General features: G+C 67.5%; 23 protein-coding genes and 1 riboswitch. Of the genes, 16 read left to right on the top strand and 7 right to left on the bottom strand.

Features of this window, described 5'->3' with window-relative positions; genetic code table 11:
* The first annotated feature begins 246 nt into the window (after positions 1–246).
* The 5 genes from NI1_RS27695 to NI1_RS27675 all read left to right on the top strand — a co-directional run bounded on the left by NI1_RS27695 (position 247) and on the right by NI1_RS27675 (position 6,268).
* A complete protein-coding gene (locus tag NI1_RS27695) occupies positions 247–1,218 on the top strand; it encodes an NAD(P)H-dependent flavin oxidoreductase (protein ID WP_174564529.1) in 972 nt (323 codons plus the stop codon).
* Between the two features lie 121 nt (positions 1,219–1,339).
* A complete protein-coding gene (locus tag NI1_RS27690; protein WP_169815644.1) occupies positions 1,340–1,522 on the top strand; it encodes a type II toxin-antitoxin system VapB family antitoxin in 183 nt (60 codons plus the stop codon).
* Positions 1,523–1,714: 192 nt separating this feature from the next.
* The gene (locus tag NI1_RS27685; RefSeq protein ID WP_067826266.1) at positions 1,715–4,723 is read left to right on the top strand and encodes an acyltransferase domain-containing protein; all 3,009 of its coding nucleotides are present in this window, start codon (positions 1,715–1,717) and stop codon (positions 4,721–4,723) included.
* 19 nt (positions 4,724–4,742) lie between these two features.
* On the top strand, positions 4,743–5,120 hold the full coding sequence (locus NI1_RS27680) for a hypothetical protein (protein WP_067826434.1): 378 nt from the start codon (positions 4,743–4,745) through the stop codon (positions 5,118–5,120).
* Positions 5,117–6,268 carry a cation:proton antiporter gene (locus NI1_RS27675; RefSeq protein WP_067826264.1) on the top strand — a complete coding sequence of 384 codons (1,152 nt, stop codon included), beginning with the start codon at positions 5,117–5,119 and terminating at the stop codon, positions 6,266–6,268. Before NI1_RS27680 ends, NI1_RS27675 begins: the two co-directional genes overlap by 4 nt.
* A gap of 6 nt (positions 6,269–6,274) precedes the next feature.
* Here NI1_RS27675 and NI1_RS27670 read toward each other — a convergent pair whose 3' ends face one another.
* The 3 genes from NI1_RS27670 to NI1_RS27660 form a co-directional block, all read right to left on the bottom strand.
* Complete coding sequence (locus NI1_RS27670; RefSeq protein WP_067826262.1) at positions 6,275–6,670, bottom strand: RNA-binding S4 domain-containing protein; 396 nt, start codon at positions 6,668–6,670, stop codon at positions 6,275–6,277.
* Positions 6,671–6,673: 3 nt separating this feature from the next.
* Positions 6,674–7,330 carry a C40 family peptidase gene (locus NI1_RS27665; protein WP_067826426.1) on the bottom strand — a complete coding sequence of 219 codons (657 nt, stop codon included), beginning with the start codon at positions 7,328–7,330 and terminating at the stop codon, positions 6,674–6,676.
* 16 nt (positions 7,331–7,346) lie between these two features.
* Positions 7,347–7,508, bottom strand: a riboswitch (cyclic di-AMP (ydaO/yuaA leader).
* Positions 7,509–7,703: 195 nt separating this feature from the next.
* Positions 7,704–7,964, bottom strand: coding sequence for a hypothetical protein (locus NI1_RS27660; protein ID WP_067826260.1), 261 nt, complete (start codon positions 7,962–7,964; stop codon positions 7,704–7,706).
* Between the two features lie 189 nt (positions 7,965–8,153).
* On the opposite strand from NI1_RS27660, the gene NI1_RS27655 reads away from it, so the two are divergent.
* The 4 genes from NI1_RS27655 to NI1_RS27640 all read left to right on the top strand — a co-directional run bounded on the left by NI1_RS27655 (position 8,154) and on the right by NI1_RS27640 (position 13,230).
* The gene (locus tag NI1_RS27655; protein WP_067826258.1) at positions 8,154–9,338 is read left to right on the top strand and encodes an ATP-binding protein; all 1,185 of its coding nucleotides are present in this window, start codon (positions 8,154–8,156) and stop codon (positions 9,336–9,338) included.
* A gap of 127 nt (positions 9,339–9,465) precedes the next feature.
* A complete protein-coding gene (locus NI1_RS27650) occupies positions 9,466–11,421 on the top strand; it encodes an acyl-CoA dehydrogenase family protein (protein ID WP_067826424.1) in 1,956 nt (651 codons plus the stop codon).
* A 241-nt stretch (positions 11,422–11,662) separates the two neighbouring features.
* Positions 11,663–12,637: an alpha/beta fold hydrolase gene (locus NI1_RS27645; RefSeq protein WP_067826256.1), complete on the top strand. Its 975-nt coding sequence runs from the start codon at positions 11,663–11,665 to the stop codon at positions 12,635–12,637.
* Between the two features lie 305 nt (positions 12,638–12,942).
* On the top strand, positions 12,943–13,230 hold the full coding sequence (locus NI1_RS27640; protein WP_067826422.1) for an Rv0250c family protein: 288 nt from the start codon (positions 12,943–12,945) through the stop codon (positions 13,228–13,230).
* 27 nt (positions 13,231–13,257) lie between these two features.
* Here NI1_RS27640 and NI1_RS27635 read toward each other — a convergent pair whose 3' ends face one another.
* Positions 13,258–14,478: a thiolase family protein gene (locus tag NI1_RS27635; RefSeq protein WP_245663427.1), complete on the bottom strand. Its 1,221-nt coding sequence runs from the start codon at positions 14,476–14,478 to the stop codon at positions 13,258–13,260.
* Positions 14,479–14,836: 358 nt separating this feature from the next.
* Here NI1_RS27635 and sdhC point away from each other — a divergent pair, with 358 nt between their 5' ends.
* From sdhC to NI1_RS27620, 3 genes are read left to right on the top strand one after another with little or no spacing between them, the layout of a single operon-like run.
* Complete coding sequence (sdhC, locus tag NI1_RS27630; protein ID WP_067826255.1) at positions 14,837–15,670, top strand: succinate dehydrogenase subunit SdhC; 834 nt, start codon at positions 14,837–14,839, stop codon at positions 15,668–15,670.
* Positions 15,671–15,706: 36 nt separating this feature from the next.
* Positions 15,707–17,638, top strand: a complete 1,932-nt coding sequence (locus NI1_RS27625; protein ID WP_067826253.1) for a fumarate reductase/succinate dehydrogenase flavoprotein subunit — start codon at positions 15,707–15,709, stop codon at positions 17,636–17,638.
* A gap of 2 nt (positions 17,639–17,640) precedes the next feature.
* On the top strand, positions 17,641–18,387 hold the full coding sequence (locus NI1_RS27620; RefSeq protein WP_067826251.1) for a succinate dehydrogenase/fumarate reductase iron-sulfur subunit: 747 nt from the start codon (positions 17,641–17,643) through the stop codon (positions 18,385–18,387).
* A gap of 71 nt (positions 18,388–18,458) precedes the next feature.
* On the opposite strand, the gene NI1_RS27615 is transcribed toward NI1_RS27620, so the two are convergent.
* The 3 genes from NI1_RS27615 to NI1_RS27605 all read right to left on the bottom strand — a co-directional run bounded on the left by NI1_RS27615 (position 18,459) and on the right by NI1_RS27605 (position 19,793).
* Positions 18,459–18,596, bottom strand: a complete 138-nt coding sequence (locus NI1_RS27615) for a hypothetical protein (RefSeq protein WP_245663426.1) — start codon at positions 18,594–18,596, stop codon at positions 18,459–18,461.
* A gap of 118 nt (positions 18,597–18,714) precedes the next feature.
* The gene (locus NI1_RS27610; RefSeq protein WP_067826249.1) at positions 18,715–18,903 is read right to left on the bottom strand and encodes a DUF397 domain-containing protein; all 189 of its coding nucleotides are present in this window, start codon (positions 18,901–18,903) and stop codon (positions 18,715–18,717) included.
* Positions 18,900–19,793 carry a helix-turn-helix domain-containing protein gene (locus NI1_RS27605; RefSeq protein WP_067826247.1) on the bottom strand — a complete coding sequence of 298 codons (894 nt, stop codon included), beginning with the start codon at positions 19,791–19,793 and terminating at the stop codon, positions 18,900–18,902. Before NI1_RS27605 ends, NI1_RS27610 begins: the two co-directional genes overlap by 4 nt.
* Before the next feature lie 360 nt (positions 19,794–20,153).
* Between NI1_RS27605 and NI1_RS27600 the strand changes: the two genes are divergently transcribed.
* The 4 genes from NI1_RS27600 (at position 20,154) to NI1_RS27585 (ending at position 23,540) form a co-directional block, all read left to right on the top strand.
* Positions 20,154–20,357: a hypothetical protein gene (locus NI1_RS27600; RefSeq protein WP_067826245.1), complete on the top strand. Its 204-nt coding sequence runs from the start codon at positions 20,154–20,156 to the stop codon at positions 20,355–20,357.
* Positions 20,358–20,576: 219 nt separating this feature from the next.
* Positions 20,577–21,443, top strand: a complete 867-nt coding sequence (locus NI1_RS27595) for a carbohydrate ABC transporter permease (RefSeq protein ID WP_067826244.1) — start codon at positions 20,577–20,579, stop codon at positions 21,441–21,443.
* Positions 21,433–22,263 (top strand): carbohydrate ABC transporter permease, encoded by an 831-nt coding sequence (locus NI1_RS27590; protein ID WP_067826242.1) that lies wholly within the window; start codon positions 21,433–21,435, stop codon positions 22,261–22,263. Before NI1_RS27595 ends, NI1_RS27590 begins: the two co-directional genes overlap by 11 nt.
* Positions 22,260–23,540: an extracellular solute-binding protein gene (locus tag NI1_RS27585; protein ID WP_067826240.1), complete on the top strand. Its 1,281-nt coding sequence runs from the start codon at positions 22,260–22,262 to the stop codon at positions 23,538–23,540. Before NI1_RS27590 ends, NI1_RS27585 begins: the two co-directional genes overlap by 4 nt.
* The last annotated feature ends 5 nt before the right edge of the window (positions 23,541–23,545 follow it).

Genomic DNA, 23,545 nt, shown 5'->3' with positions numbered 1-23,545 from the left:
CGCTAACTTCTTGGCGTGACAAGGGTTACAGAGAAGGTTTCGCTCCGAGATTCTCACTCATTCATTCAGCAGGTCAGAGTAGGGAAGACGACCTAGGAGCACGGGGAGCAGCCTTCGAGTTATCCCCAGACCAGCAGGTCAGGAGTCACTGCGGCTGCAAAGCCGGACTCACATGAGGGTTGTCGGCCCATATGCAACTATGCGAGTATCAAGCCAGTTCGCGAGAGGCAGGGAGAGGAAGCGCCAATGCTGCGTACCAAGTTCACCGAGACCTTCGGGGTCGAGCACCCGATCGTGCAGGGCGGCATGATGTGGGTCGGCCGCGCCGAGCTCGCCGCGGCGGTCTCCGAGGCCGGCGGCCTGGGCATCATCACCGCGCTCACCCAGCCCACCCCCGACGATCTGCGCCGCGAGATCGACAAGGCGCGCGCGCTCACCGACAAGCCGATCGGCGTGAACGTCACCATCCTGCCGTCGATCAACCCGCCGCCGTACCAGGAGTACGCCAAGGCGATCATCGACTCCGGCATCAAGATCGTCGAGACCGCGGGCAGCAACCCCGAGCCCTTCCTCCCGTACTACAAGGAGGCCGGGATCAAGGTGCTGCACAAGTGCACCAGCGTCCGGCACGCGCTCAAGGCCCAGAAGATCGGCGTCGACGGCGTCTCCATCGACGGCTTCGAATGCGCCGGGCACCCGGGCGAGGACGACGTCCCCGGCCTGATCCTGATCCCGGCCGCCACCGCGGCGCTGGAGATCCCGGTCATCGCCTCCGGCGGTATCGCCGACGCGCGCGGCCTGGTCGCGGCGCTGGCGCTGGGCGCGGACGGCGTGAACATGGGCACCCGCTTCATGTGCACCCAGGAATCGGCCATTCACCAGACGGTGAAGGAACAGATCGTCGCCAATTCCGAGCGCGCCACCCAGCTGATCTTCCGCACCATGCACAACACCGCGCGCGTGGCCGATAACGAGATCAGCCGCAAGGTCGTCGAAATCGAGAAGGCCGGCGGCAAATTCGAGGATGTGCGCGATCTGGTCGCCGGTGCGCGCGGCCGCCGCGTGTTCGAAGAGGGCGATCTGGATGCCGGTATCTGGTCGGCCGGTCAGGTCCAGGGCCTGATCAACGACATCCCGACCTGCGCCGAACTGATCTCGCGCATGGTCTCCGAGGCCGAGTCGCTGATCAACTCGCGGCTGGCGGGCATGCTCGCCTGATTTACTCCGGAACGTAAGGGCCCTGGGCAGATAAGCTCAGGGCTCTTTCCATTCCGGTTATCCACGCCCCGGTAATCCGTCATGCTTTCTGTATCCGATGGACATGGCGGAGGTGGCCGAAATGGCAATCACTCGTATCTATCTCGATGACGACGCGCTGCGGCGGACCATGGCCATCTCGGGGGTGCACAGCGAACAGGACGCGGTGAACCTGGCGCTGCGCTTCTTCAGCTCGCACGCCCTGCCCGCGGATGTCGACGAGGTGGTGCACACCCGTCCGCACCCGCGATCGGCCTCCGCGTAGGACGCGCGCGACGCCGATCGCACCGCGCCCGGCGCGCCGGGGCGAGCCGACAGGCCGAAAGCTCTTCTGAGCGCGGCGAATTCTTGGCAGAATTCCCGGAGGTACCGCGACGGACCGCCGTCGCCGGACGCGGGAGGGATTCCTGTGCGGCCGAGTACGACAGCGTCCAACGATTCCACCCCCTTCCCCCGGGTGTCGATCGTCGGTGTCGGCTGCCGCGCCACCGGCCCCGAATTCGATCGCGAATGGTTCGGCATCAGCGCCGCCGACGCGACCGGTCTGGACCCGCGCCACCGCATCACCCTCGAGATCGCGGTCGAGGCCCTCGACGACGCCGGACTCGGTTGCCTGGCACCGGGTTCCGCCGCCGCCGTCATCCTCGGCGCGGCCGGCTTCACCACCCCCAACGCCGCCCGCCTGCTCTCCCGCGCCCTCACCCTGCACGGCCCCAGCCTCATTCTCGACAGCGAAGCCGACACCCCGCTGATCGCGGTGGACACCGGCGTCCGTCTGCTGGCCGACGAATCCATCCCCTTCGTCCTGGCCGGCGGCACGGATCTCACCGTCCTCCCGGATATTTCGGGCATCGAGCTCTCCGGCAACGGCGACCTCTGCACCGTGCTCGTGCTGCAACGTACCGCCGATGCCCTCCGCACCGGCGCCCGCCGCTACGCCGATATCGACGGCCCCGCCCTCGGCATATCCCACCGGGGCGGCTTCTCGCGAATAGTGCTGCAAGACAACAGTTCCGATCAGTCCCGCCATGAATCCCGCGACTCCGTCACCACCGGCGGCAGGCCGGCATCCGGAATACGGCCCTCCCCCGCTCGGCACGACCGGACTGCCGACGCCGCACCGGACAGCCGATGCGTTGCCGCCGCGCCCAAGACCGAGGACGCGGGCAAGGAAGGCGCCGGAACCCGTGCGCTGCGCGGGCCGGAACGCTCCTCGCCGATTCCCATCGTGCTCAGCGGACCCGACGCCGCCGCGATCCGCGCGCTGGCCCTGCACTGGGCGAATCGGGTCGGCGCCTATCGCGACGTCCACCAATTCGCAACGGCCGCAGCTCGTTTGCTGCCGGCGGCTACCCGCGCGGTGGTGCTCGCGCGCGATACCGGCGACGCCGCCACCCAGCTGCGCGTCCTCGCCGCCCGCATACCCGCGGCGACGCCCGAGCCGACCCCGCCGCCGGAGGTCGATCGCCGAACCGGGGCGACCGCCCTTCCCCCGGCCGACATCGAACGGGCCCCGTGGGAGAGGCACGGGGCCGAGGTGACAGCCGATTCCCAGCACAGGAACGGCACGGAACCCGCGGTACCGCAAGCCGACTCGGGTCCCACCCACCGATATTCACCGAGGGCCTCGACGTCAGCGCACGGCGCGGAGCAGGTCGTGACCGCCGGCCCGATGGGACGGCGAGCGTACAGCCCGGCCGGTACGCTGCCGGGCCGGTGGGACACGCTGGAGATGCCCGCACTGCGCTGGGCGGTGCCGGGCGAGTCCGACATCATCGGACCCGTGGCGGGCACGCGTGACGGCGGCCTGTTGTTCCTGTTCTCCGGCAGCGGATTTCACCCGCGCATGGGGCGGACGCTGGCGGGGCGGTACCCGGTCTTCGCCCGACGCCTGACCGAAGCCGCCGACGCGGTCGCGGCAGCGGGCGGCCCGCGCGTCTGGACGCCCCGCTACGGCTTCGGAAACCACTCCCCCGGTTTGGATTTCACCCAGCCCGCCGTCTTCGCCTACCAGGTGGCCCTCGCCGCCCTACTGGAGTTCTGGGGCGTAATGCCCGACGCGGTAGCCGGACACGGCGCGGGCGAGATCGCGGCGGCGGTAGCGGCCGGTGCGTTGCCGCTGACCGACGCCGCCCGCATCGTCGTGGCCCGCAGCCGGCTGCTGCACCGAGTCGGCGAGGAAAGCGCCGCAGCGGTTTTGGAGGCCACCCCCGCCGAGGCCCTGCGCCTGGTCGAACCCATGCGCACGGCCGTCGGCCTGGCCGCCATCCACGGCCCCAGCTCGGTCACCGTCGCCGGCGAACCCCGCTATATCGACGCCCTGGTCCGCCGCGCCCACCGCCGCGCCATCTTCGCCCAGCGCATCGCCGGGAACAGCACGGACGGCGCCGCCGCCACGGTCATCCACATCCCCCGCGCCCGCACCATTGCGCCGCAACTGATCTCGGACCTCGACGGTATCGTCCCGTCCGCGCCGCATACCCGAATCTATTCGACCACCAGACGCGGCGATGCTGTCGAGAGACCTTCCGGTGCGGCGCCTTTCGAATCGGCCATGGATGCCGAGTATTGGGGGGCGAACGCCGCGGGGCCGGTGGAGTTGGCGGCCGCCCTGGAACAGGCTGTGGCCGACGGAATCTCGAGTGTGATCGAGTTGTCGCCGCAACCGATGCTGGCGACGGCGGTGCGCGATTACGGGGCGCTGCGGGACGCGACGTATGTGGCCGGGTCGGCGGTCGACGAGGGCGGGGCGCTGCTGCGGGCGCTGGCGCAGTTGCATGCGGAGGGGCGGCGGGTGGATTGGCTGGCGCTCGGGGCGCATACGGCGACACCACCCCGGCGCTTGTGGCGGCGCGCCGGAGCGCGAACCGCTGCGCAGGTCGATGGAATCAGCGGAGATTCGAGTCGGCTGCGCGCTGGTGGCGACGGTGGTTCCCCTGACTCGTCGAGCCGGGTCGGGCAGTCCGCGGGAGCGCGGCCGGTGCGCTCGGCACTCGGCGCGGCTTCGGCGTATTCGGTTGGGAGCGAGCCACATTGGCTGGGACCGTTGCCGGGCTTGTCGGTGCGGGGCGACGCGAGCTACGTGGTGGTGGGAGGGCTGGGGGCCTATGGCGCTACGGCGGTGCGATGGTTGCTGGATGCCGGGGCGCGGGATGTGGTCGTGCTGACGCGGGTGCCGCGCGCCCTGCCGGCGATGCTCGAGGGGTTGGAGGAGCGGGTGGTCATGGTGCGGTGCGAGGTGGGGAATCGGCGGGATCTGGCGGAGGCGCTGCACGATATCCGGGAGTGCGGGTTGCCCATTCGCGGGATCGTCTATGCCCGGCCGGAGCCGCGGGCGGCGGTGGCGGCGGCATTGGGCGAGTTGACGGCGGATGATCCGATCGAGTTCGCGTGGCTGCTCGGGGACGAGGGGTGGCGGCGGATGTCCCGCGTGTCGGGTCGGGATGGGCTGGGAGCGCGGGAATGATGACGGGATGGCGGACCCGATCATCGAAGTGAAGTGGAAGGACGAACCGGAGCAGCACGACTATCCGGCGGCGGCCGACTATCTGGAGATGCTGGCCGAACCGGACGTGATCGAGACGGTGATCGCGGAATTGCGGAAGGCGAAGGTGACCCACAAGAAGGCCAAGGATCTGCTGCGCGCCTCCCAGCTGGAGCTGCTGCCCGCCTACAACCCGCAGGTGCGCAAGGATCTGGCGAAGATCGCGGCGGGCAAGTCGCTCTCGCCGATCCTGGTGGTGCGCGGCGACTTCCGCAAGGCGGTGCCGATGCAGATCGTGGACGGCTACCACCGGGTGTGCTCGATCTACTACACCGACGAGAACATCTCCATCCCGGTGAAAATCGCTTCGCTGCCGTGAATTTCGAGACCCTCGCCCTGATCACGCTGCTCGGCCTGGCCGGCCCGCTACTGGCGTGGCGGCCGTCCTGGCATCTGCCGGTGATCCTCGGCGAGCTGATCGCCGGTGTCCTGTTCGGCACCACCGGTTTCGGGGTGCTGCATCCCGAGGATCCGACCTTCGCCTTCCTGGCGGATGTCGGCTTCGCGGTGGTCATGTTCGTGGCCGGCACCCACGTGCCGATCCGGGACGCCTCGATCCGTTCGGCCCTGGGCATCGGCGCGCTGCGGGCCGTCCTGGTGGGTCTGGTCGCGGTCGCCCTGGGCGGTCTGGTGTCGGCCTGGTTCGGCACCGGGCACGGTTTGCTGTACGCGGTGCTGATCGCCTCCTCCTCGGCCGCCATCGTGCTGCCCATCATCGATTCGCAGCGCCTGAGCGGAAAACCGGTGCTGGAGCTGACCGCTCAGGTCGCCATCGCCGATGCCGCCGCGGTGGTGGCTCTGCCGCTGGTCATCGATACCGGCCGGGCCGGGCGGGCGGCCCTCGGCGCGCTGGCGGTGGTGGTCACGGCGCTGGGGGCGTTCCTGCTGCTGCGCTATCTGGAACAGTCCGGACTGCGCAAACGGCTGCACCGGGTTTCGGAGGAGCGGCAGTTCGCCATGGAATTGCGGGTCAGCCTGGCGATGCTGTTCCTGCTGTGCGCGGTGGCCGCCCGCGGCCACGTGTCGATCATGCTGGCCGGCTTCGCGCTCGGCCTCGCGGTGGCCGGGATCGGGGAACCGCGGCGGGTCGCCAAGCAGCTGTTCGCGATCAGCGACGGCTTCCTGGCGCCGCTGTTCTTCGTCTGGCTGGGAGCGCGGCTCAACCTGCGCGAGTTCGGGGAGCATCCCCGGCTGATCCTGCTGGGGCTGGCGCTGGGGGCGGCGGCGGTGCTGGCGCATCTGGTGACGCGGCTCCTGGGCCAGCCGATCAGCCTGGGCGCGTTGGCATCCGCGCAGATCGGCGTCCCGGTCGCCGCCGTCACCATCGGGACCCAGATACACGTGCTGGCGCCTGGCGAACCGGCCGCGCTCATGCTGGGCGCCTTGGTGACGATCACGGCGGCGGCCGTCGGTTCCCGGATCGCCGGCGCGAAGACCGCGCCGGCGCAGCACGCGTCCGGCAGCTGAGCCGGTCTATTCGGGCTCGCGCCCCAGTAGTCGATCCGTCTCGCGCCGTTCGCGTTTGGTGGGCCGGCCGGACCCGCGTTCCCGGCGCGGCAACAAGGCGACCAGGACCGGATCGGGCGGCGGCGGGGATTTGTCGATCATGCACTGGGCGGCCACCGGCGCACCCACCCGCTTGGTGATCAACCGCTCCACCACGACGATGCGCTCGACCCCATTGACCCGGACCCGGATCTCGTCACCGGGTTTCAAGGCATGCGCGGGCTTGACCACCACGCCGTTGACCCGCACATGCCCGGCGCGGCACGCGGCCGCGGCGGCGGAGCGGGTCTTGAAAAGCCGAACGGCCCACACCCAAGAATCGACTCGGGCCTGGACCGGTTGGCTCGGCGGAGCAGGAGGCACGCGCTACACGATACGGCGCGCGGTGACCACCTGGTCGGAGTTGAGCGAGGTGTAGGAGACCGGGGTACCGGACTGCACCGCGTTGAGCAGCTTGCCGTTGCCCGCGTAGATGCCGACGTGGCCGCCGCCGTTGGTGATCACGATGTCACCCGGCATCAGGTTCTCGAAGGCGACGGGGGCGCCGACGTGGGACTGCTCGAAGCTGGTGCGCGGCAGTTCGATTCCGGCCTGCTTGTACGCCCACTGCACGAGGCCGGAGCAGTCGAAGCTGTAGGGGCCGGAGGCGCCCCAGGAGTACTGGGCGCCGAGCTTGGTCGAGGCCGCCTCCAGGGCGACATTGCCGACCGAGTGGTTCTGCTGCTGGCCGCCGAAGACGTTCGGCAGCTGGAAGTCCTGGCCCGGGACCGCACCGACGGTGCCGCCCTGCGGGGCCTGCAACGCGCTCGCCGCGTCCTTGGCCGCCTGGTTGAACTGGGTGACCTGCGGAGCGAAATCGTCCGGGACTTCGAAGCTTCCGAGACCGGGGACCTCGACGGTGGCCGCCGTAGCGGTGATCGCCGGGAAAGCGCCGGTTGTCGTCGCGGCCATCGCACCCATGACGATGGCACCCTTCACGGAATTCGGTAGCCGAGATTCCCGCTGCAAGCTGTGCTTACCCACCGAGCCGTTCTCCATTTCTTCCTGAGCCTGCCGCCGACCGAGTTAGCTGACGGGTTCGGGCCAGGAAGTAGGCCCTACCCCAACGGCTTGCGGCCGAAGGAGATTCACCCCAAACGAGACTGGGTCCCCGGTTCGATCGCGATGTGGTGGATCGCGCTCGATTAGGCGGTAACTTCGCGGGCTGCCTCTCCGATGAAGCAACAGACTCCGCTAAGTCACGAGAAGATTACGGCGACGCGAGTGTGTTGTCCACCCCAACGCGCGGGTGTGTTGTGACGGAAGTCGAATTCCCCGGTCGCCGCCCGAAATCCGGTTCCGCACGCTGGATCACGACTCGATATACCTGATCGACATCGCCGTTATAAAAGCCCAGCTAGGGCTGTTCGGAGATCGCCCGCTCGAGCTCCGCGATGCGGCGGCGGGCATCGGCGAGCTCGACCTCGAGCTTGCCCAGCGCCATGACGAGCGGACCCACCGCGAGATCGGCGACCAATTGCGGATCGTCATAGCCACGTTCGATCGCCACCAGGATGTTCTGCCGAATCAGGGTGGCCACCGGCGCCTGCGCGGGCACGTCCCAGGACTCCACCACCTCCGCGACGGTATGCGGTGCCTGCGGCGCTTCCTCCGACATGTACCCCTCCTGGACTGGATCGTTCGCGAACCCGACATAAGGGTAGAGACCGCAAGGGACACAAGGGGGGCGAACGCGTGCCGGTGGGTATGCCGGTCGATAACTACCTCTACGACCTGCGCTAGACAGCCGGATAATCCCGAATCATCGCCCTACGCGGCGGGGGTTCGCGCGCTACGGTTGGGCCGCATGGATCCCGTCCGCAATCCGTACGCCCCCGGCGCCGGCCAGCGACCGCCCGAACTGGCGGGCCGTGATCGCCAGCTGGACGCCTTCGACATCGTGCTGGAACGGGTGGCGCGCGGGCGTCCGGAGCGCAGCGTCATGCTCACCGGGCTGCGCGGCGTCGGAAAGACGGTGCTGCTCAACCAGCTTCGCTCGGCGGCCCGCGCGGCCGGTTGGGGCACCGGGAAATTGGAGGCCCGGCCGGATCAGGAACTGCGGCGGCCGCTGTCCTCGGCGCTGCACATGGCGGTCCGCTCGATCGCGGTGGCGCATCGCAATCCCGAGCAGGTGGATGATTTCCTGGGCATTCTCAAGGCTTTCGCGCTGCGCTCCACCGCCGACAAGGGCATGCGGGAGCGCTGGAATCCCGGTATCGACGTCCCGGCGGTGACCGGGCGCGCGGATTCCGGGGATATCGAGATCGATCTGGTCGAGCTGCTGATGGAGGCCGCGCAGCTGGCCCGCGATATCGGGGTGGGCATCGCGATCTTCATCGACGAGATGCAGGATCTGGGTCCCGCCGACATCTCGGCGATCTGCGGCGCGTGCCACGAATTGAGCCAGGACGCCGCGCCTTTGATCGTGGTGGGCGCGGGTCTGCCGCATCTGCCCGCCGTGCTGTCGGCCTCGCGCAGCTACTCCGAGCGGCTGTTCTCCTACCATCGCATCGATCGCCTGGATCGGACCGCGGCGGATCAGGCGCTGATCGCCCCGGCCGAGCGGGAGAACGTGAAGTACAGCGATGCCGCGCTGCTGGCACTGTACGAGAAGGCCGACGGCTATCCGTATTTCGTGCAGGCGTACGGCAAAGCCACCTGGGATGTGGCCGCGCAGAGCCCGATCTCGGCCGAGGATGTCGAGGTGGCCGCGCCGCACGCCGAGGAAGAACTGGCGGTCGGTTTCTTCGGCTCCCGCTACGAGCGGGCGACCCCGGCGGAGCGGGAGTACATGCGCGCCATGGCGGATCTGGCCGGTGACGACGGACCGGTCGCCACGGCGGCGGTGGCCAAGGAGCTGGATCGCAAACCGGCCTCGCTTTCCCCGGCCCGGGACGGGCTCATCAAGAAGGGGCTGATCTATTCGGCGGAGCGCGGGACGATCGGTTTCACGGTGCCGCATTTCGGGCGATATCTACGCGGTGTGCAATAGCTACACATTCGCCATTGCATCAAGATCATTGCGCGACAAGGCTTTTTGATCTTTGCTGACGTCTACCGGTGGGTAACAAAGACTCTTACACTCGAATGTGATTGGCATCACCCTCGAGGAGCACAGCATGGCGACCACATCGAAAGTCGACGCCACGGAAGAACAGGCCCGGGCACTCGTCGAAGAATCCCGCGAAACCACCTGGAACAAGCCCTCCTTCGCGAAGGAGATGTTCCTGGGCCGCTTCCGGCTGGATCTGATACATCCGTTCCCGCAACCCAGCGCGGCGGATGCGGCCAAGATGGACGCGTACCTGAAGCGGCTGGCGTCGTTCTGCGAAACCATCGACGGACAGCGGATCGAGGCCGAGGGGCGGATTCCGGACGAATACGTCAAGGGGTTGGCCGAGCTCGGCTGCTTCGGGCTGAAGATTCCGGAATCCTATGGCGGCGTGGGCCTTTCACAGGTCGGCTACAACCGGGCGCTGATGCTGGTCGGCTCCGCGCACGCCAGCCTCGGCGTGCTGCTGTCGGCGCACCAATCCATCGGCGTGCCGGAGCCTTTGAAGCTGGCGGGCAGTGCCGAGCAGAAGCAGGAATTCCTGCCGCGCTGCGCCAAGGGCGCGGTGAGCGCGTTCCTGCTGACCGAACCGGATGTGGGTTCCGACCCGGCGCGCATGGCCTCGACCGCGGTCCCGACACCCGACGGCGAAGCCTATGAGCTCAACGGCGTGAAGCTGTGGACCACCAACGGCGTGGTGGCCGAACTGCTCGTGGTGATGGCGCGGGTGCCCAAGAGCGAAGGGCATCGCGGCGGCATCTCCGCGTTCATCGTGGAGGCCGACAGCCCCGGCATCACCGTGGAGCGGCGCAATGCGTTCATGGGCCTGCGCGGCATCGAGAACGGTGTCACGCGCATGCACAATGTGCGGGTGCCCAAGGCGAATCTGGTCGGGCGCGAAGGTGACGGGCTGAAGATCGCGCTCACCACCCTGAACGCGGGCCGGCTGGCGATTCCGGCCATGTGCACCGCCGCCGCCAAATGGTCGCTGAAGATCGCGCGGGAATGGAGCGGCACCCGGGTGCAGTGGGGTCGTCCGGTCGGCGAGCACGCGGCGGTCGGCTCGAAGATATCCTTCATCGCCGCAAGCACTTTCGCGTTGGAGTCGGTGCTCGATCTGTCGGCCACCATGTGCGACGAGAACCGCAACGACATTCGCATCGAGGCCGCGCTGGCCAAGCTCTGGGCTTCGGAGATGGCCTGCACCATCGCCGACGAGCTGGTGCAGATCCGCGGCGGGCGCGGTTACGAGACCGCCGCGTCGCTGGCCGCTCGCGGCGAAAGGGCCGTGGGCGCCGAGCAATTGGTGCGCGATCTGCGGATCAACCGGATCTTCGAGGGCTCCAGCGAGATCATGCGCCTGCTCATCGCCCGCGAGATGGCCGATGCGCATATGGCGGCCGCCGGGGCGCTGGTGGATCGCAAGGCCGAGCTCAAGGACAAGGCGAAGGCGGCGGTCGGGGCGAGCGGGTTCTACGCCAAGTGGTTCCCGCAGCTGGCTGTCGGTTCGGGCACCGCACCGGTGAGCTTCACCGAATTCGGGCCGCTGGCAAGGCATATGCGGTTCGTCGAGCGGATGTCGCGCAAGCAGGCTCGCGCGCTCATGTACGGGATGGCGCGGTGGCAGGCGCGGCTGGAGTACAAGCAGGGGTTCCTGGGGCGCATCGTGGATATCGGGGCGGAGTTGTTCGCCATGGCGGCGGCGTGCGTGAAGGCCCAATCCCTGCGCGTGGCAGGCGATCCCGAGGGCATCGCGGCCGAGGAGCTGGCGGATGTGTTCTGCCGGCAGGCGCGGTTGCGGATCGAGCGGTTGTTCGGGGCACTGTGGGCCAATACCGATGACGCGGATGTGGATCTGACGCGCGGCGTGCTGGACGGGCGCTACAAGTGGCTGGAAGGCGGGGCGCTGGATCCGAGCGAGGGGACCGGGCCGTGGATCGCGGAATGGGAGCCGGGGCCGTCGACGGAGGAGAACGTGCTGCGGCCGTTCCTGCCCTCGACTCGGGCGTCGGCGTCGACATAGGAATCTAGAGAAATCTAGTGAGATTGCTAGAAACTCGTAGAAACCTCTGATGATGGTCGGATCGTCACCGTTTTCTACGGGGTTCTAGCAATCCGCCGAGACTCTCGTAGATCCTGCGATCGGGGTGCATAGATCGACGGCGTCAGTTGGACAACTTGTCAATAACACCGGGTGTGAGCGGTTAACGCAGCGGCAATCTCAATCGACAACCGGGCAAAAGGCGAACTCTTAGGAGCACGTCATGTCCACGCTCACGCGTCCCGCGGCCGATCATGACGGCCACCACCTCACCGTGTCCGCCGATGACGGCACACCCATCGCCGTGCGGGAGTTCGGCACCGCCGACGCGCCGTTGACCGTGGTGTTCGCGCACGGGCACTGCCTGCGCACCGAATCGTGGGAGTTGCTGCGCGAGCAGTTGCGCCGGCATTGGGGCGATGCCAACCACCTGGTCTTCTACGACCATCGCGGACATGGCGATTCGGGGGCGGCCGATCCCGCCACCTACACCATCGAACAGCTGGCGCTGGATCTCGACGCGGTGCTGCGGGCGGTAGCACCGACCGGTCCGGTTGTGCTGGTGGGGCATTCGATGGGCGCCATGACCATCCTGGCGTACGCCCGCCTCTTCCCCGAGACCATCGGCTGCCGCGTCATCGGCGTCGGGCTCATCGCCGGAGCCGCCAACAGCGTCACCCGGGTCGGCCTGGGCCGCCTGCTCAACGGTCCCGCCGTGAACTCCCTGCACTTCGCCATGCGCCGCGCCCCCCGGGCCATGCAGGCGTCCAAGCACTTCACCCGCCGCTTCTTCGAGCCGATGATGCGCGAGGCCGCCCTCGGCACCCGCAAGGTCAGCCCGCGCATGATCGCCGTCGCCACCACCATGCTCAACGAGACCTCGCTGCTGACCATGTCGAGCTTCCTCGACTCCCTGATCCGCTTCGACGAAACCGAGAACCTGCACCGCCTGGGCGCCATCCCCGCCCTGGTCCTGCACGGCTCCGCCGACATAGTCATCCCCTTCGCCCACTCCGTCGTCCTCTCCTCCCAACTCGACGACGCCGACCTGGTCCGCCTCGACGGCGCCGGCCACAGCGTCATCCTCGAACGCGCCGAAGAGGTAGCCGCCGCCATCGTCACCCTGGTCGCCCGCGCCCAAACCAAACTCGCCACCCGAGACCCCGACTGCGGCCCCGAATTCGCCATCGCCGGTTGACTCCTCACCACGGCCGACCTCCCCACGGCCCCGCCTTCTCCGCTTCGCCCGTTGACTCCACACCACGACCGACCCTCTGGCAGACCGCCTTCTCTGCTTCGCCGGTGACCCCGCCCGCCCCGTTGGGGGGGTTGGGGGGTTGCCCCCCCAAACCCCCATCTTTTGGCCCCGAAGGGGCCGAAGCGTGTCTCCCGCCACGGCCCTGACGTGCGGATTCACCTCGCCAACGCGACGGATCGCGATTCGTCGCGTACTGTGTTGTAGATCACGATGTGTGGTCTGTCACACGGCTCGAGGAGGTTTCGATGACACGCAGCGAGATTGCGGAACTCCGCTACGCGGTCGGCCAGCTCCGGCAGTGCGTCACCGCATTGCGCTCCCACTACGGCGACGCGAGCACGGTGCGCCGGTTGGAGAACGATCTGGAGCGGCTCTCGATCGACACGGATGAGTTCGAAACAGCTCCTCCACCGGTATCCCCGGCGTCGAAGCAGGAGACCATCTACGTCCCGGACTCCAAGTCCGACGAGGCCGCCTGGATGGGCGCCCAGGACGAGGGGCTCGGCTTCCACTCCCGCCCCCGCACCAAATAACCGACGACCCACCGGCCGCCCCCGCGATCACGCGCGATGGCGGCCGGATCGGCGTGCGCGCCCACCGTGGAAACGCGCCCCGCGCGGTGTCGGCGCGATCGGGACCGCGGTCGGGGATTCGAAGACCACCGCGAGCGCCTGCGCGGGCCCGGCCGGGCTCACCGCCAGCGCCGATCCGCCTGCGCGCCGGGTCAATTCGTGCAGCAGGGTGGTGACCACGCGCAGCCCCGCCGCACCGCCGGGATCACCCAGCGCGACGGCTCCGCCGTGCACGTTCAGGCGTTCGCCGTCCGGATCGGCGACACCGAGTGAGCGGATCGCGGCGAGCGCCTCGGCCGCGGTGCTCTCGTCGACCTCCAGCAGATCGACCTCGCCTAGTTCGAATCCGGTCCGCCACAACGCTTTCGCCACCGCCGACGTCGCGGCGGGCACCGTCACACCGGGTTCGGGCGTCGCGGTGGCCCAGCCGACCAGGTAACCCATCGGCTCCAAACCCAGATCGGCGAGCCGCTCCTCGGCCACCACCAGACAGCCCGCCGCGGCGAGAGTGGGTGCGCCGCAATTGGCTTCGGTGCTGATACCGCCGGGGAGCAGCGGCAGCAACTCGGCGAAAGCCCGCGCGGAGACATCGTCACGCAGACCCTCGTCGCGGTCCACCAGTTGCAGCACATCGGAATTCACGTCGTCGGGATCGGCGCAGACCACCACCGGCGCGGTTTCGCCGCCGAACAGACCCTGGCGGCGAGCCCGCGCGGCCCGCCGGTGACTGTCCGCGGCGAACTCGTCGACCTCGGCGCGGGTGAGGCCGAAGTGCTGGGCGAGATCCTCGGCCTGCTTCAACAGCGACTCGCGGGCGGCCGCTCCGGACCCGCCCGGCGCGGCGCCCGAACCGGGAGCGGCCGGCGGCGCGGGGAACTCCGCGCCGAGCGCGACGACCACGTCGGCGGCGCCGGTCTGCACCATCATGGCGGCGGTGACGAGCGCCCGCAGGCCGCCGCCCGATTCGACGCCGACCGCGAATTCTCCTACCACGGGCGAGAATCCGGCGAGCTGGGCGGCGGGCCGCACCACATCGGCGGCGGGAACGGCGGTCACCAGGTGCTCGATCCGATGCGGGTCGATACCGGAGCGGCCGACGACGGCGGTCAGCACCGTCGCGATCAAGCGCTGCGGTGAGACCGCCGCGAGCGCACCGCCCGGCAGCCCGACGGGTGTGCGCATGGGCATCACGATCGCCGCTCTCCTCATCACCGGCTCCCTTCACACTCGGCCCCGGCTCCCCCGGACAGCACAACTCGGGAACAGGTCACCACAGGGTTGTTGCTGCCGTGTGACGGCGACCGAACGGAAATTCGAGCCGTTCGTCCGGTTTTCCCCGCGGGTATCCGAATCTCACTGCAAATGCGCCCGGTTCGTGAGATTGCCGTTTGTTCACCAATCGAACGACTCGCCGCTGAGACCAGGAAATGTGGCGCAAATCACGGGATCACGAATTCGCTGTACGTAGCTCGAGTGATAGCTGCTCTGTCGTAGGGTGCTCACCATCACATTCGATGCCGGAGGTAACGATGCCGTTCCACGGGGTAGAGCAGCGAGGCAGCCAGCAGTGAGCGCCGCACCGATCAAGGCTCCCGAATCGAGCGCGACGGGGGTATTCAGCAAGGGCCGCGCGGCCATCGCGGCACGCACGCTCCGCACCGACCGGTGGTGGCTGCCGCCGCTGGTGACGGTGCTGGGGCTCGGCACCTTCGTGGTCTACGCGACCATCAGATCCTTTGCGCGCGCGGCGTATTGGGTGAACGACTATCACTACCTGACGCCGTTCTACTCCCCCTGCCTGAGCGACTCGTGCCTCGAGGGCTCCAGCCACCTCGGGACGCCGATCCCCGCGCTGCCCATGTGGATTCCGCTGGGCTTCCTGGTGTTGCCGTTCCTGTTGCTGTTCCGGCTCACCTGCTACTACTACCGCAAGGCCTACTACCGGTCGGTGTGGTTCTCACCGCCGGCGTGCGCGGTAGCCGAGCCGCATGCCAAATACACCGGCGAGACCCGGCTTCCGCTCATCATCCAGAACGCGCACCGCTATTTCTTCTATGTGGCAGTGATTATCGCGGTCATCAATACCTACGACGCCGCGATTTCCTTCCACGCCAAGGACGGCGGCTTCGGTCTCGGGCTCGGCTCGATCATCATCACCGCCAACGCGCTGCTGCTGTGGGCCTACACGCTGTCCTGCCACTCCTGCCGCCACATCGCGGGCGGGCGGCTCAAGCACTTCTCCCAGCATCCGGTCCGGTACCGCTTCTGGACCGTGGTGTCGAAGCTGAACACCCGCCACATGCAGCTGGCCTGGACCACGCTGGGCACGCTCATCCTGACCGACTTCTACGTCATGTTGGTCGCGAGCGGCACCATCTCCGATCCGCGGCTCATCGGCTGATCCTCAAAACCCATCTCTGTCAGGAGTATTCGGTCCATGCCTGAAGTCGAACGGCACAAGTACGACGTCGTGGTGATCGGTGCCGGTGGCGCCGGCCTGCGTGCGGTCATCGAAGCCCGCGAACACGGTCTGTCGGTGGCGGTGGTGTGCAAGTCGCTGTTCGGCAAGGCGCACACCGTCATGGCCGAGGGCGGCTGCGCGGCCGCCATGGGCAATGCCAATGAGAAGGACAATTGGCAGACCCATTTCAAGGACACCATGCGCGGCGGCAAGTTCCTCAACAACTGGCGCATGGCCGAACTGCATGCCCAGGAGGCGCCCGACCGGGTGTGGGAGCTGGAAACCTATGGGGCGCTGTTCGATCGGACCAAGGACGGGCGGATCAGCCAGCGCAACTTCGGTGGTCACACCTATCCGCGCCTGGCGCACGTGGGCGACCGCACCGGGCTCGAGATCATCCGCACCATGCAGCAGAAGATCGTCTCGCTGCAACAGGAGGATTTCGCGGCCACCGGCGACTACGAGGCGCGCATCAAGGTGTTCGCCGAATGCACCATCACCGAACTGCTCAAGGACGGGGATCGGATCTCCGGCGCGTTCGGATATTGGCGGGAGTCGGGGCGGTTCATCCTCTTCGAGACGCCCGCGGTGGTGCTGGCCACCGGCGGTATCGGCAAGTCCTACAAGACCACCTCCAACTCCTGGGAGTACACCGGGGACGGGCACGCGCTGGCCATGCGGGCGGGCGCGACGCTGATCAATATGGAGTTCCTGCAATTCCATCCGACCGGCATGGTCTGGCCACCGTCGGTGAAGGGCATCCTGGTCACCGAGGGCGTGCGCGGCGACGGCGGAGTGCTCAAGAACTCCGAGGGCAAGCGGTTCATGTTCGAGTACATCCCCGCGGTGTTCAAGGGGCAGTACGCGGAGTCCGAGGAAGAGGCCGATCAGTGGCTGAAGGACAACGATTCGGCCAGGCGCACACCGGATCTGCTGCCGCGTGACGAGGTGGCGCGCGCCATCAACGAAGAGGTGAAGGCGGGGCGCGGCACCGAACACGGTGGCGTGTACCTGGATATCGCCTCGCGACTGCCCGCCGCCGAGATCGTGAAGCGGTTGCCGTCCATGCACCATCAGTTCAAAGAGCTTGCGGACGTGGACATCACGAAGGAGCCCATGGAGGTGGGCCCGACGTGCCACTACGTCATGGGCGGCATCGAGGTGGATCCGGATACCGGGGCGGCGACCGTGCCCGGATTGTTCGCGGCCGGTGAGTGTTCCGGCGGTATGCACGGCTCCAACCGGCTGGGCGGCAACTCGCTCTCGGATCTGCTGGTGTTCGGGCGGCGGGCGGGGCTGGGCGCGGCCGACTATGTGGAGCAACTGCCGGGACGGCCGAAGATCTCCGACACCGATATCGCGAACGCGGCGAAAGCGGCGGTGGCGCCGTTCAATCCGGCCGAGGACGGGGCCTCGGAGAACCCGTACACGCTGCATATGGATCTCCAGCAGACGATGAACGATCTGGTCGGCATCATCCGCAAGGAGGGTGAGCTGAAGCAGGCCGTCGAGAAGCTGTCGGAGCTGCGGGACCGCTACGACCGGGTGCTCGTCGAGGGGCACCGGCAGTTCAATCCGGGCTGGCATCTGGCGCTGGATCTGCGCAACATGCTCCTGATCAGCGAATGCGTGGCGCAGGCGGCGCTGCTGCGCACCGAGAGTCGCGGCGGGCACACCCGCGACGACCATCCGGGCATGGATCCGGCATGGCGCAACAAGCTGCTGGTCTGCCGGGTGGATCCGGACGAGGTCGGCTTCACCGTGCCGTCGGTGACGGTCACCCCCGAGGACCAGCTGCCCATGCGCCCGGATCTGCTCGGACTGTTCGAGGTGTCCGAGCTCGAAAAGTATTACAGCCCTGCCGATCTCGCACCGCTGCGGGAAGGCACCGAGGGGAAGGCCGAATAGCCATGGGGTATGAGGCGAAATTCAAGGTCTGGCGCGGCGATACCGAGGGCGGCGGGCTGGAGGACTTCACCGTCGAGGTGAACGAGGGCGAGGTGGTGCTCGACATCATCCACCGCCTGCAAGCCACCCAGGCCCCGGATCTGGCGGTGCGCTGGAACTGCAAGGCCGGCAAGTGCGGGTCCTGCTCGGCCGAGGTGAACGGCCGGCCGGGGCTGTTGTGCATGACGCGCATGTCCACGTTCACGCAGGACGAAGTGGTGACGGTGACGCCGATGCGCACCTTCCCGGTGATTCGGGATCTGGTCACCGATGTGTCGTTCAACTATCAAAAGGCCCGGGAAATCCCGTCGTTCACCCCGCCCGTCGATCTGAAGCCCGGTGATTACCGGATGCAGCAGGCGGATGTGGAGCGGTCGCAGGAATTTCGTAAGTGCATCGAATGCTTCCTGTGCCAGAACACCTGTCACGTGGTGCGTGATCACGACGAGAACAAGCAGGCATTCTCGGGTCCGCGGTACCTGATGCGCATTGCCGAACTCGAAATGCATCCGCTGGATGTGGCGGATCGGCGGGAGCTGGCGCAGGAGGATGCCGGGCTCGGGTATTGCAATATCACCAAGTGCTGCACCGAGGTCTGCCCCGAGCACATCAAGATCACCGACAATGCCCTGATCCCGCTGAAGGAGCGGGTCGTCGACCGGCAATACGATCCACTGGTGTGGCTGGGAAACAAGCTGTTCCGACGCTGACGAAGCTGCTCCGGAGTGTGGAAGGGGGTTCCCGGGTAAGCCCCGGGAACCCCCTTCTCGCTGCGGTGCAGCTAAAGCATCGCGACAACTCCGATCGCCACGACGGCGACGAGTACGCCGATCGCCAACGCCGGCATCAAAGCTCCGGTGAGTACGTATACACCCGCTGCCGATACCGCGAACAGCAGTCCGACAATCAGCCGTTCCACCCAATCATCCGGACCTATTCGCCGGTACCGGGGACGGGAATTCCTCAGTCCTCGGTCCACGAAAATATGTGTACCCATGCTTAGCCCGGGCAAACATGTTTTCGTTGCGAAAGAGCTGTCAAGTCGTGATCTTCCGCAAGAACGACTCCCATTCCGTCGCGCCGAACAGCAGCGCGGGACCGCCCGGATTTTTGCTGTCCCGCACCCCGATGCGGCCCCCGGCCAGGAACGCGACCTCCACGCACTCCTTACCGGCGCCGCTGCGGCTGCTCTTGAACCAGCGAGCGCCGACCAGATCCACACTCATGCCGAATACTCCTTCGCCACCTGCCGCAGCAGGTTTCTACTGTCCTGGACGTCCAGCGCGCAGCGTTGCAGCGACTCCGAAGCCTGGCGATACCGCTGCAAATCGCCCTGTCTTTCGAGATACAGATCGCCGGTGAAGCCCTCCACGTAGACCACGGGCGGCTCCACCGGTTGCCCCTTGCCGTCGACCCCGAACTCCAGAATCACGAACGGACCGGTCGAAAGTCCCAGCGGGACACCGGCGGTGAAGGGGAGGACGCGCAACTCGACATTGGGCCGGGTACTCAGCTCCGCCAGATGCCGCACCTGCGCAGCCATCACCCTTGCACCTCCCACCGAGCGGCGCAATACCGATTCGTGCAACACCATGGCGACCGTGGCCGGATGCATGCGGCGGGTGATCAGCGCCTGCCGCTGCAACCGCAGCTGCACTCGCCGATCCAGCTCCGCGGCAGTGTCGTTCGGGTAGCCCTGGCTGTTCAGGGCCCTGGCGTAGTCGGCGGTCTGGAGCAGTCCGGGCACGAGTTCGCTTTGGTAGCAGGACAACTGCTGCGCGGATGCTTCCAGCCCCACATAGACGTCGAAGTTCTCCGGAATGAGGTCGCCGTAGGAGTGCCACCAGCTCTTGACGGCCGCCTGTTGCGCCAAACCCTTGAGCCCGTCCGCGATTTCGTCGGGGATCCCGTAGATCCGGCACAGCTCCCCGATATCGATGGTGCGGATGCGATCGGCATTGCCTTTCTCCAGCCTTTGCAGTGTGCTGGCGCCCCACTCCATCAGCTTCGCGGCCTCGGCGATGGTCAGCCCCGCTTGAATCCGCCAGTCCCGCAAATAGCGTCCGAGCTGGCGTCGGGGCAGGGTGGAGGAGACATTGGCGGAACTCTCTGACACAGCGCGCTCCGTTCTCGGTCGCGTCGCGCACGGGTTCGCCGGCTGGCGTGAGTTAGGCTGCCTCGCACCGGCTCCCCGTCCGGACACACATCATCGGCGGGCAAAGGCTTCGTCCACTTTGGAGAATCTTCCTCCCCCAACCGGATTCGGTGCTGGCGATTCGCGCAACTTTGCGTTCTCATCTTCGAAAATCCTGCGCCGGGGCGCTGCTCGTGGTGTGCTAGATATGTGCCCGGAGCGGTGTTGCTAGGCCCCCTTTCCTTTCCTGAATCCTCCGGGCACTTTCAGGAACCGCTAGGAAGTAGGAGCAATGGCCGAAGTCGTCACCCCCTGCCACCCGTTCGCACCGGAGGCGCAGCAATGCAATTGACCTCCCTGAACATGCATGTCGCCGAGTTGCTGCGTTGTCGCACGGATCCCGGTGTCATGAGCGTCGAACAAGCCCACGCCGCAATGCAATTGCACCTCGATTGCACAGTCGATACCTGCAAGGTCCGACGCCGCGCCCGGGCGACGCTGGTGGAGGAGGGACGGTGCGTGCTCGACGAGCGCGCCCTGCCATGATCCGCGCGGTCGGAGACGACCCGGGGAAGGCCCCCGACCGCCGAGACCGCTGCCCCACGGTACTTTCGAGCGTCCGAACCCAACCTCCAGGTTCGGCCGCAGTCCCTTCCGCGTGAGGCAGCGCGGTTCGGCCGCCCGTTCCACAGACGGCGGGCGGCCGAACCGCACCCCTTCGCCGCGCATCGGCGAATCGGCGGGCAACCGGTAACGTCCCGATTCATGAACCGACCGGTTCGCCGACATATTGTCAGCTACCTGCTCTTATTGCCGAGCCTGATCGGCGTCTGCTGCTTTCTGCTGGTCCCCATCGCGGTGGTGCTGTGGCTCAGTGTGCACAGCTGGAATCTGCTCGGGCCGGTGACCTTCAACGGCTTCGACAATTGGCGCTCGGTGCTCACCGACCGCCGATTCGGCCATTCGATCCTGGTCACGCTGATGCTCACCGCGCTGGTGGTGCCGGTGCAGACGGTGCTGGGGTTCGGGATCGCGGCCCTGCTGGCGGGGCGCGGGCGCGGGGGCTCGGTATTGCGGGTGGCGTATGCGCTGCCGTGGATGTGTGCGCCGGTGGCGGTGGGGGTGTTGTGGCAGTGGCTGTTCGCGCCGACCGGTGGTGCGGTGAATGCGGTGCTGGGCAGGCGGATCGAATGGCTGAGCGAACCCGCGCTGGCCTTGCCCGCGGTGGCGCTGACCTCGGTGTGGCTGAATGTGGGGTACGTGGCGCTGTTCTTCGTTGCGGGGCTGCGGGCGATTCCCGGGGAGATTCTCGATGCCGGGGCGCTGGATGGGGCGGTCGGGTTGCGGCGGGTGCGGTATCTGGTGTTGCCGCTGTTGCGGCCGACCATGTTCTTCGTGCTGGTGACCGGCGTGCTGAGTGCGTTTCAGACCTTCGACAGCGTGTACGCGCTGACTCGGGGCGGGCCGGATCATCGGACGGAGGTGGTCGGGATGCGGTTGTATTCGGAGGCTTTCGAGGCGGCGCACCCGGGGCGGGCGGCGGTGATGGCGGTGGTGGTTTTCGCGGTGATGTTCGTGATCACGGTGGTGCAGCATCGGTATTTCCGGGATCGGACCAGCTATGAGTACTGAGGTGCGGAGGCTGGTGCGGTCGGGGGCGGCCTATCTGGTGCTGCTGGGCGGGGCGTTGCTGACGGTCGCGCCGCTGGTGCTGGGGGCGTTCACGGCATTGAAGACGCCCCGGCAGTTCGCGGCCGAATCCGCTTTGGCTGCACCGGATCCCGTTACGCTGGATAACTTTCGGACCGTGCTCGAGCAGGGGCTCGGGCGGGCTGTCGCGGTCACGGCGTTGATGACGGTGTGCATCACCGGTGGACAGTTGCTCACCTCGGTGCTGGCGGCTTATGCGTTCGCGCGCACCGAGTTTCCGGGGCGGCAGGTGCTGTTCTGGGTATATCTGGGCACCATGATGGTGCCGTCGGCGGTCACCTTGATTCCGCTGTATCTGATGTTCGCGAAGGTGGGGTGGTTGAACACCTTCTGGGCGCTGGTGCTGCCGTTCGTGTTCGGGTCCCCGTACGCGATCTTCCTGTTGCGGCAGTACTTTCGGGCGATTCCGGGCGAGTTGATTGATGCGGCCCGGATGGATGGGGCGAGCACCGCCGACATTCTGGTGCATGTGGTGGTGCCGATGAGCCGGCCGATCCTGGCTACCTTGACGGTGATCACCGTGGTGGCGCAGTGGAACAACTTCATGTGGCCGTTGGTCGCGGCCGGCGGGGAGAAGTGGCAGGTGCTGACCGTGGCCACGGCGAATATGCAGACCCAGTACAACGCGCAATGGACGTTGATCATGGCGGCTACCACCTTGGCCGTCGCGCCGTTGGTGGTGTTGTTCGTGGTGTTCCAGCGGCAGGTGCTGCGGTCGATCGCATGGACGGGGCTGAAATGAGGGTCAAGGAATCGACCCGGGTGGTGCTGGGGATCCTCGTGGTGATCGCGCTGCTGATCGGCGCGGCGCTGTGGCTGGGGCGGGACGGGGCGGCATCGGGGCGGACCGTGGTGCGGTTGCGGATCTGGGATCAGAGTTTCGTAGCGGCCTACCGGGCTTCGCTGGACGAGTTCGAGCGGTCGAATCCGGATGTGGAGGTGCGGATCACGGTGGTGCCGTGGGCCTCCTACGCGCGGAAGCTGCGACTGGATGTGGCGGGCGGGATCGCCGACGATCTGTTCTGGACCAGCCTTTACGAGGATTTCGCCGACAGCGGGAAACTGCTGGATGTCGATGCGGAGCTCGGCGCGGAGGCGGCACGGGCCTGGGATCGGTTCGCGGTCGCGCAGTTCACCCGGGGCGGGAAGCTGTGGGCGGTACCGCAATTCGTGGACGGCGGCAGTGCGGTCTACTTCAATCGGGACCTGCTGGACGCCGCGGGCGTAGCGCCGCAGGAGCTGGCCTCGGCGCGATGGGATCCGGACCCGGCTGTGGATAACTTCCGTCCGTTGTTGCGCAGAATGACGGCCGTCGCACCGTGGCCGTACAACGCGGCCGACGACTTCCAGTCACTGCTGTTGCCGTATATCGGGTCCGCCGGCGGCCAGATGCAGGAGAACGGTCGGTTCGCGTTCGCGAGCGCGCCGGGCCGGGACGCGTTCGAGTACCTGGTGGGACTGGTCGCGGCGGGGTTGTCGCCGTCGGCGGCGGATACCAACGGCAGCAGCGATTTCGCGAAGAACGCCTTCCTGCAAGGGCGGATGCCGCTGTTCCAATCCGGCACCTTCAATTTGGCGACGGTGCGGAAGAACGCCGGATTCCGGTGGGGGGTCACACTTATCCCCAATGGTCCACAGGGGCGGGTCAGCGCGAACAATTCCGTCGGAGTCGCGGCCAATTCGGCTACCGCGCATCCGGATGCGGTGCGGCGGGTGCTGGGCTGGCTCGGGAGTGCCGCCGGGAACAGGTATCTCGGGCTGGATGGGGCGAGCATTCCCGCCGTGGTCTCGGAACAGCTGGTGTATCGCGACTACTGGGCGCGGCAGGGCGTGGATGTGTCGCCGTTCTTCGAGGTGCTGCGGGGCCGGCAGATATCCGCCGGCGGCGGGCCCGGCTTCCCGGCGGCGCTACAGGCGATGCTGCCGGTATTCGACGAGATGTTCCTGGGCCGGATACCGGTCGCGGCGGGGCTGGAACGCGCGCGGCGGGCGGGCGACGAGGTGCTGGACCAGGAGTGAGAACC

The organism is Nocardia inohanensis NBRC 100128 (assembly GCF_001612945.1).
GTDB classification, from domain to species: Bacteria; Actinomycetota; Actinomycetes; order Mycobacteriales; family Mycobacteriaceae; genus Nocardia; species Nocardia inohanensis.
The sequence above is the reverse complement of the archived record's forward strand: the minus strand, read 5'-3'. Positions and strand labels throughout refer to the sequence as shown.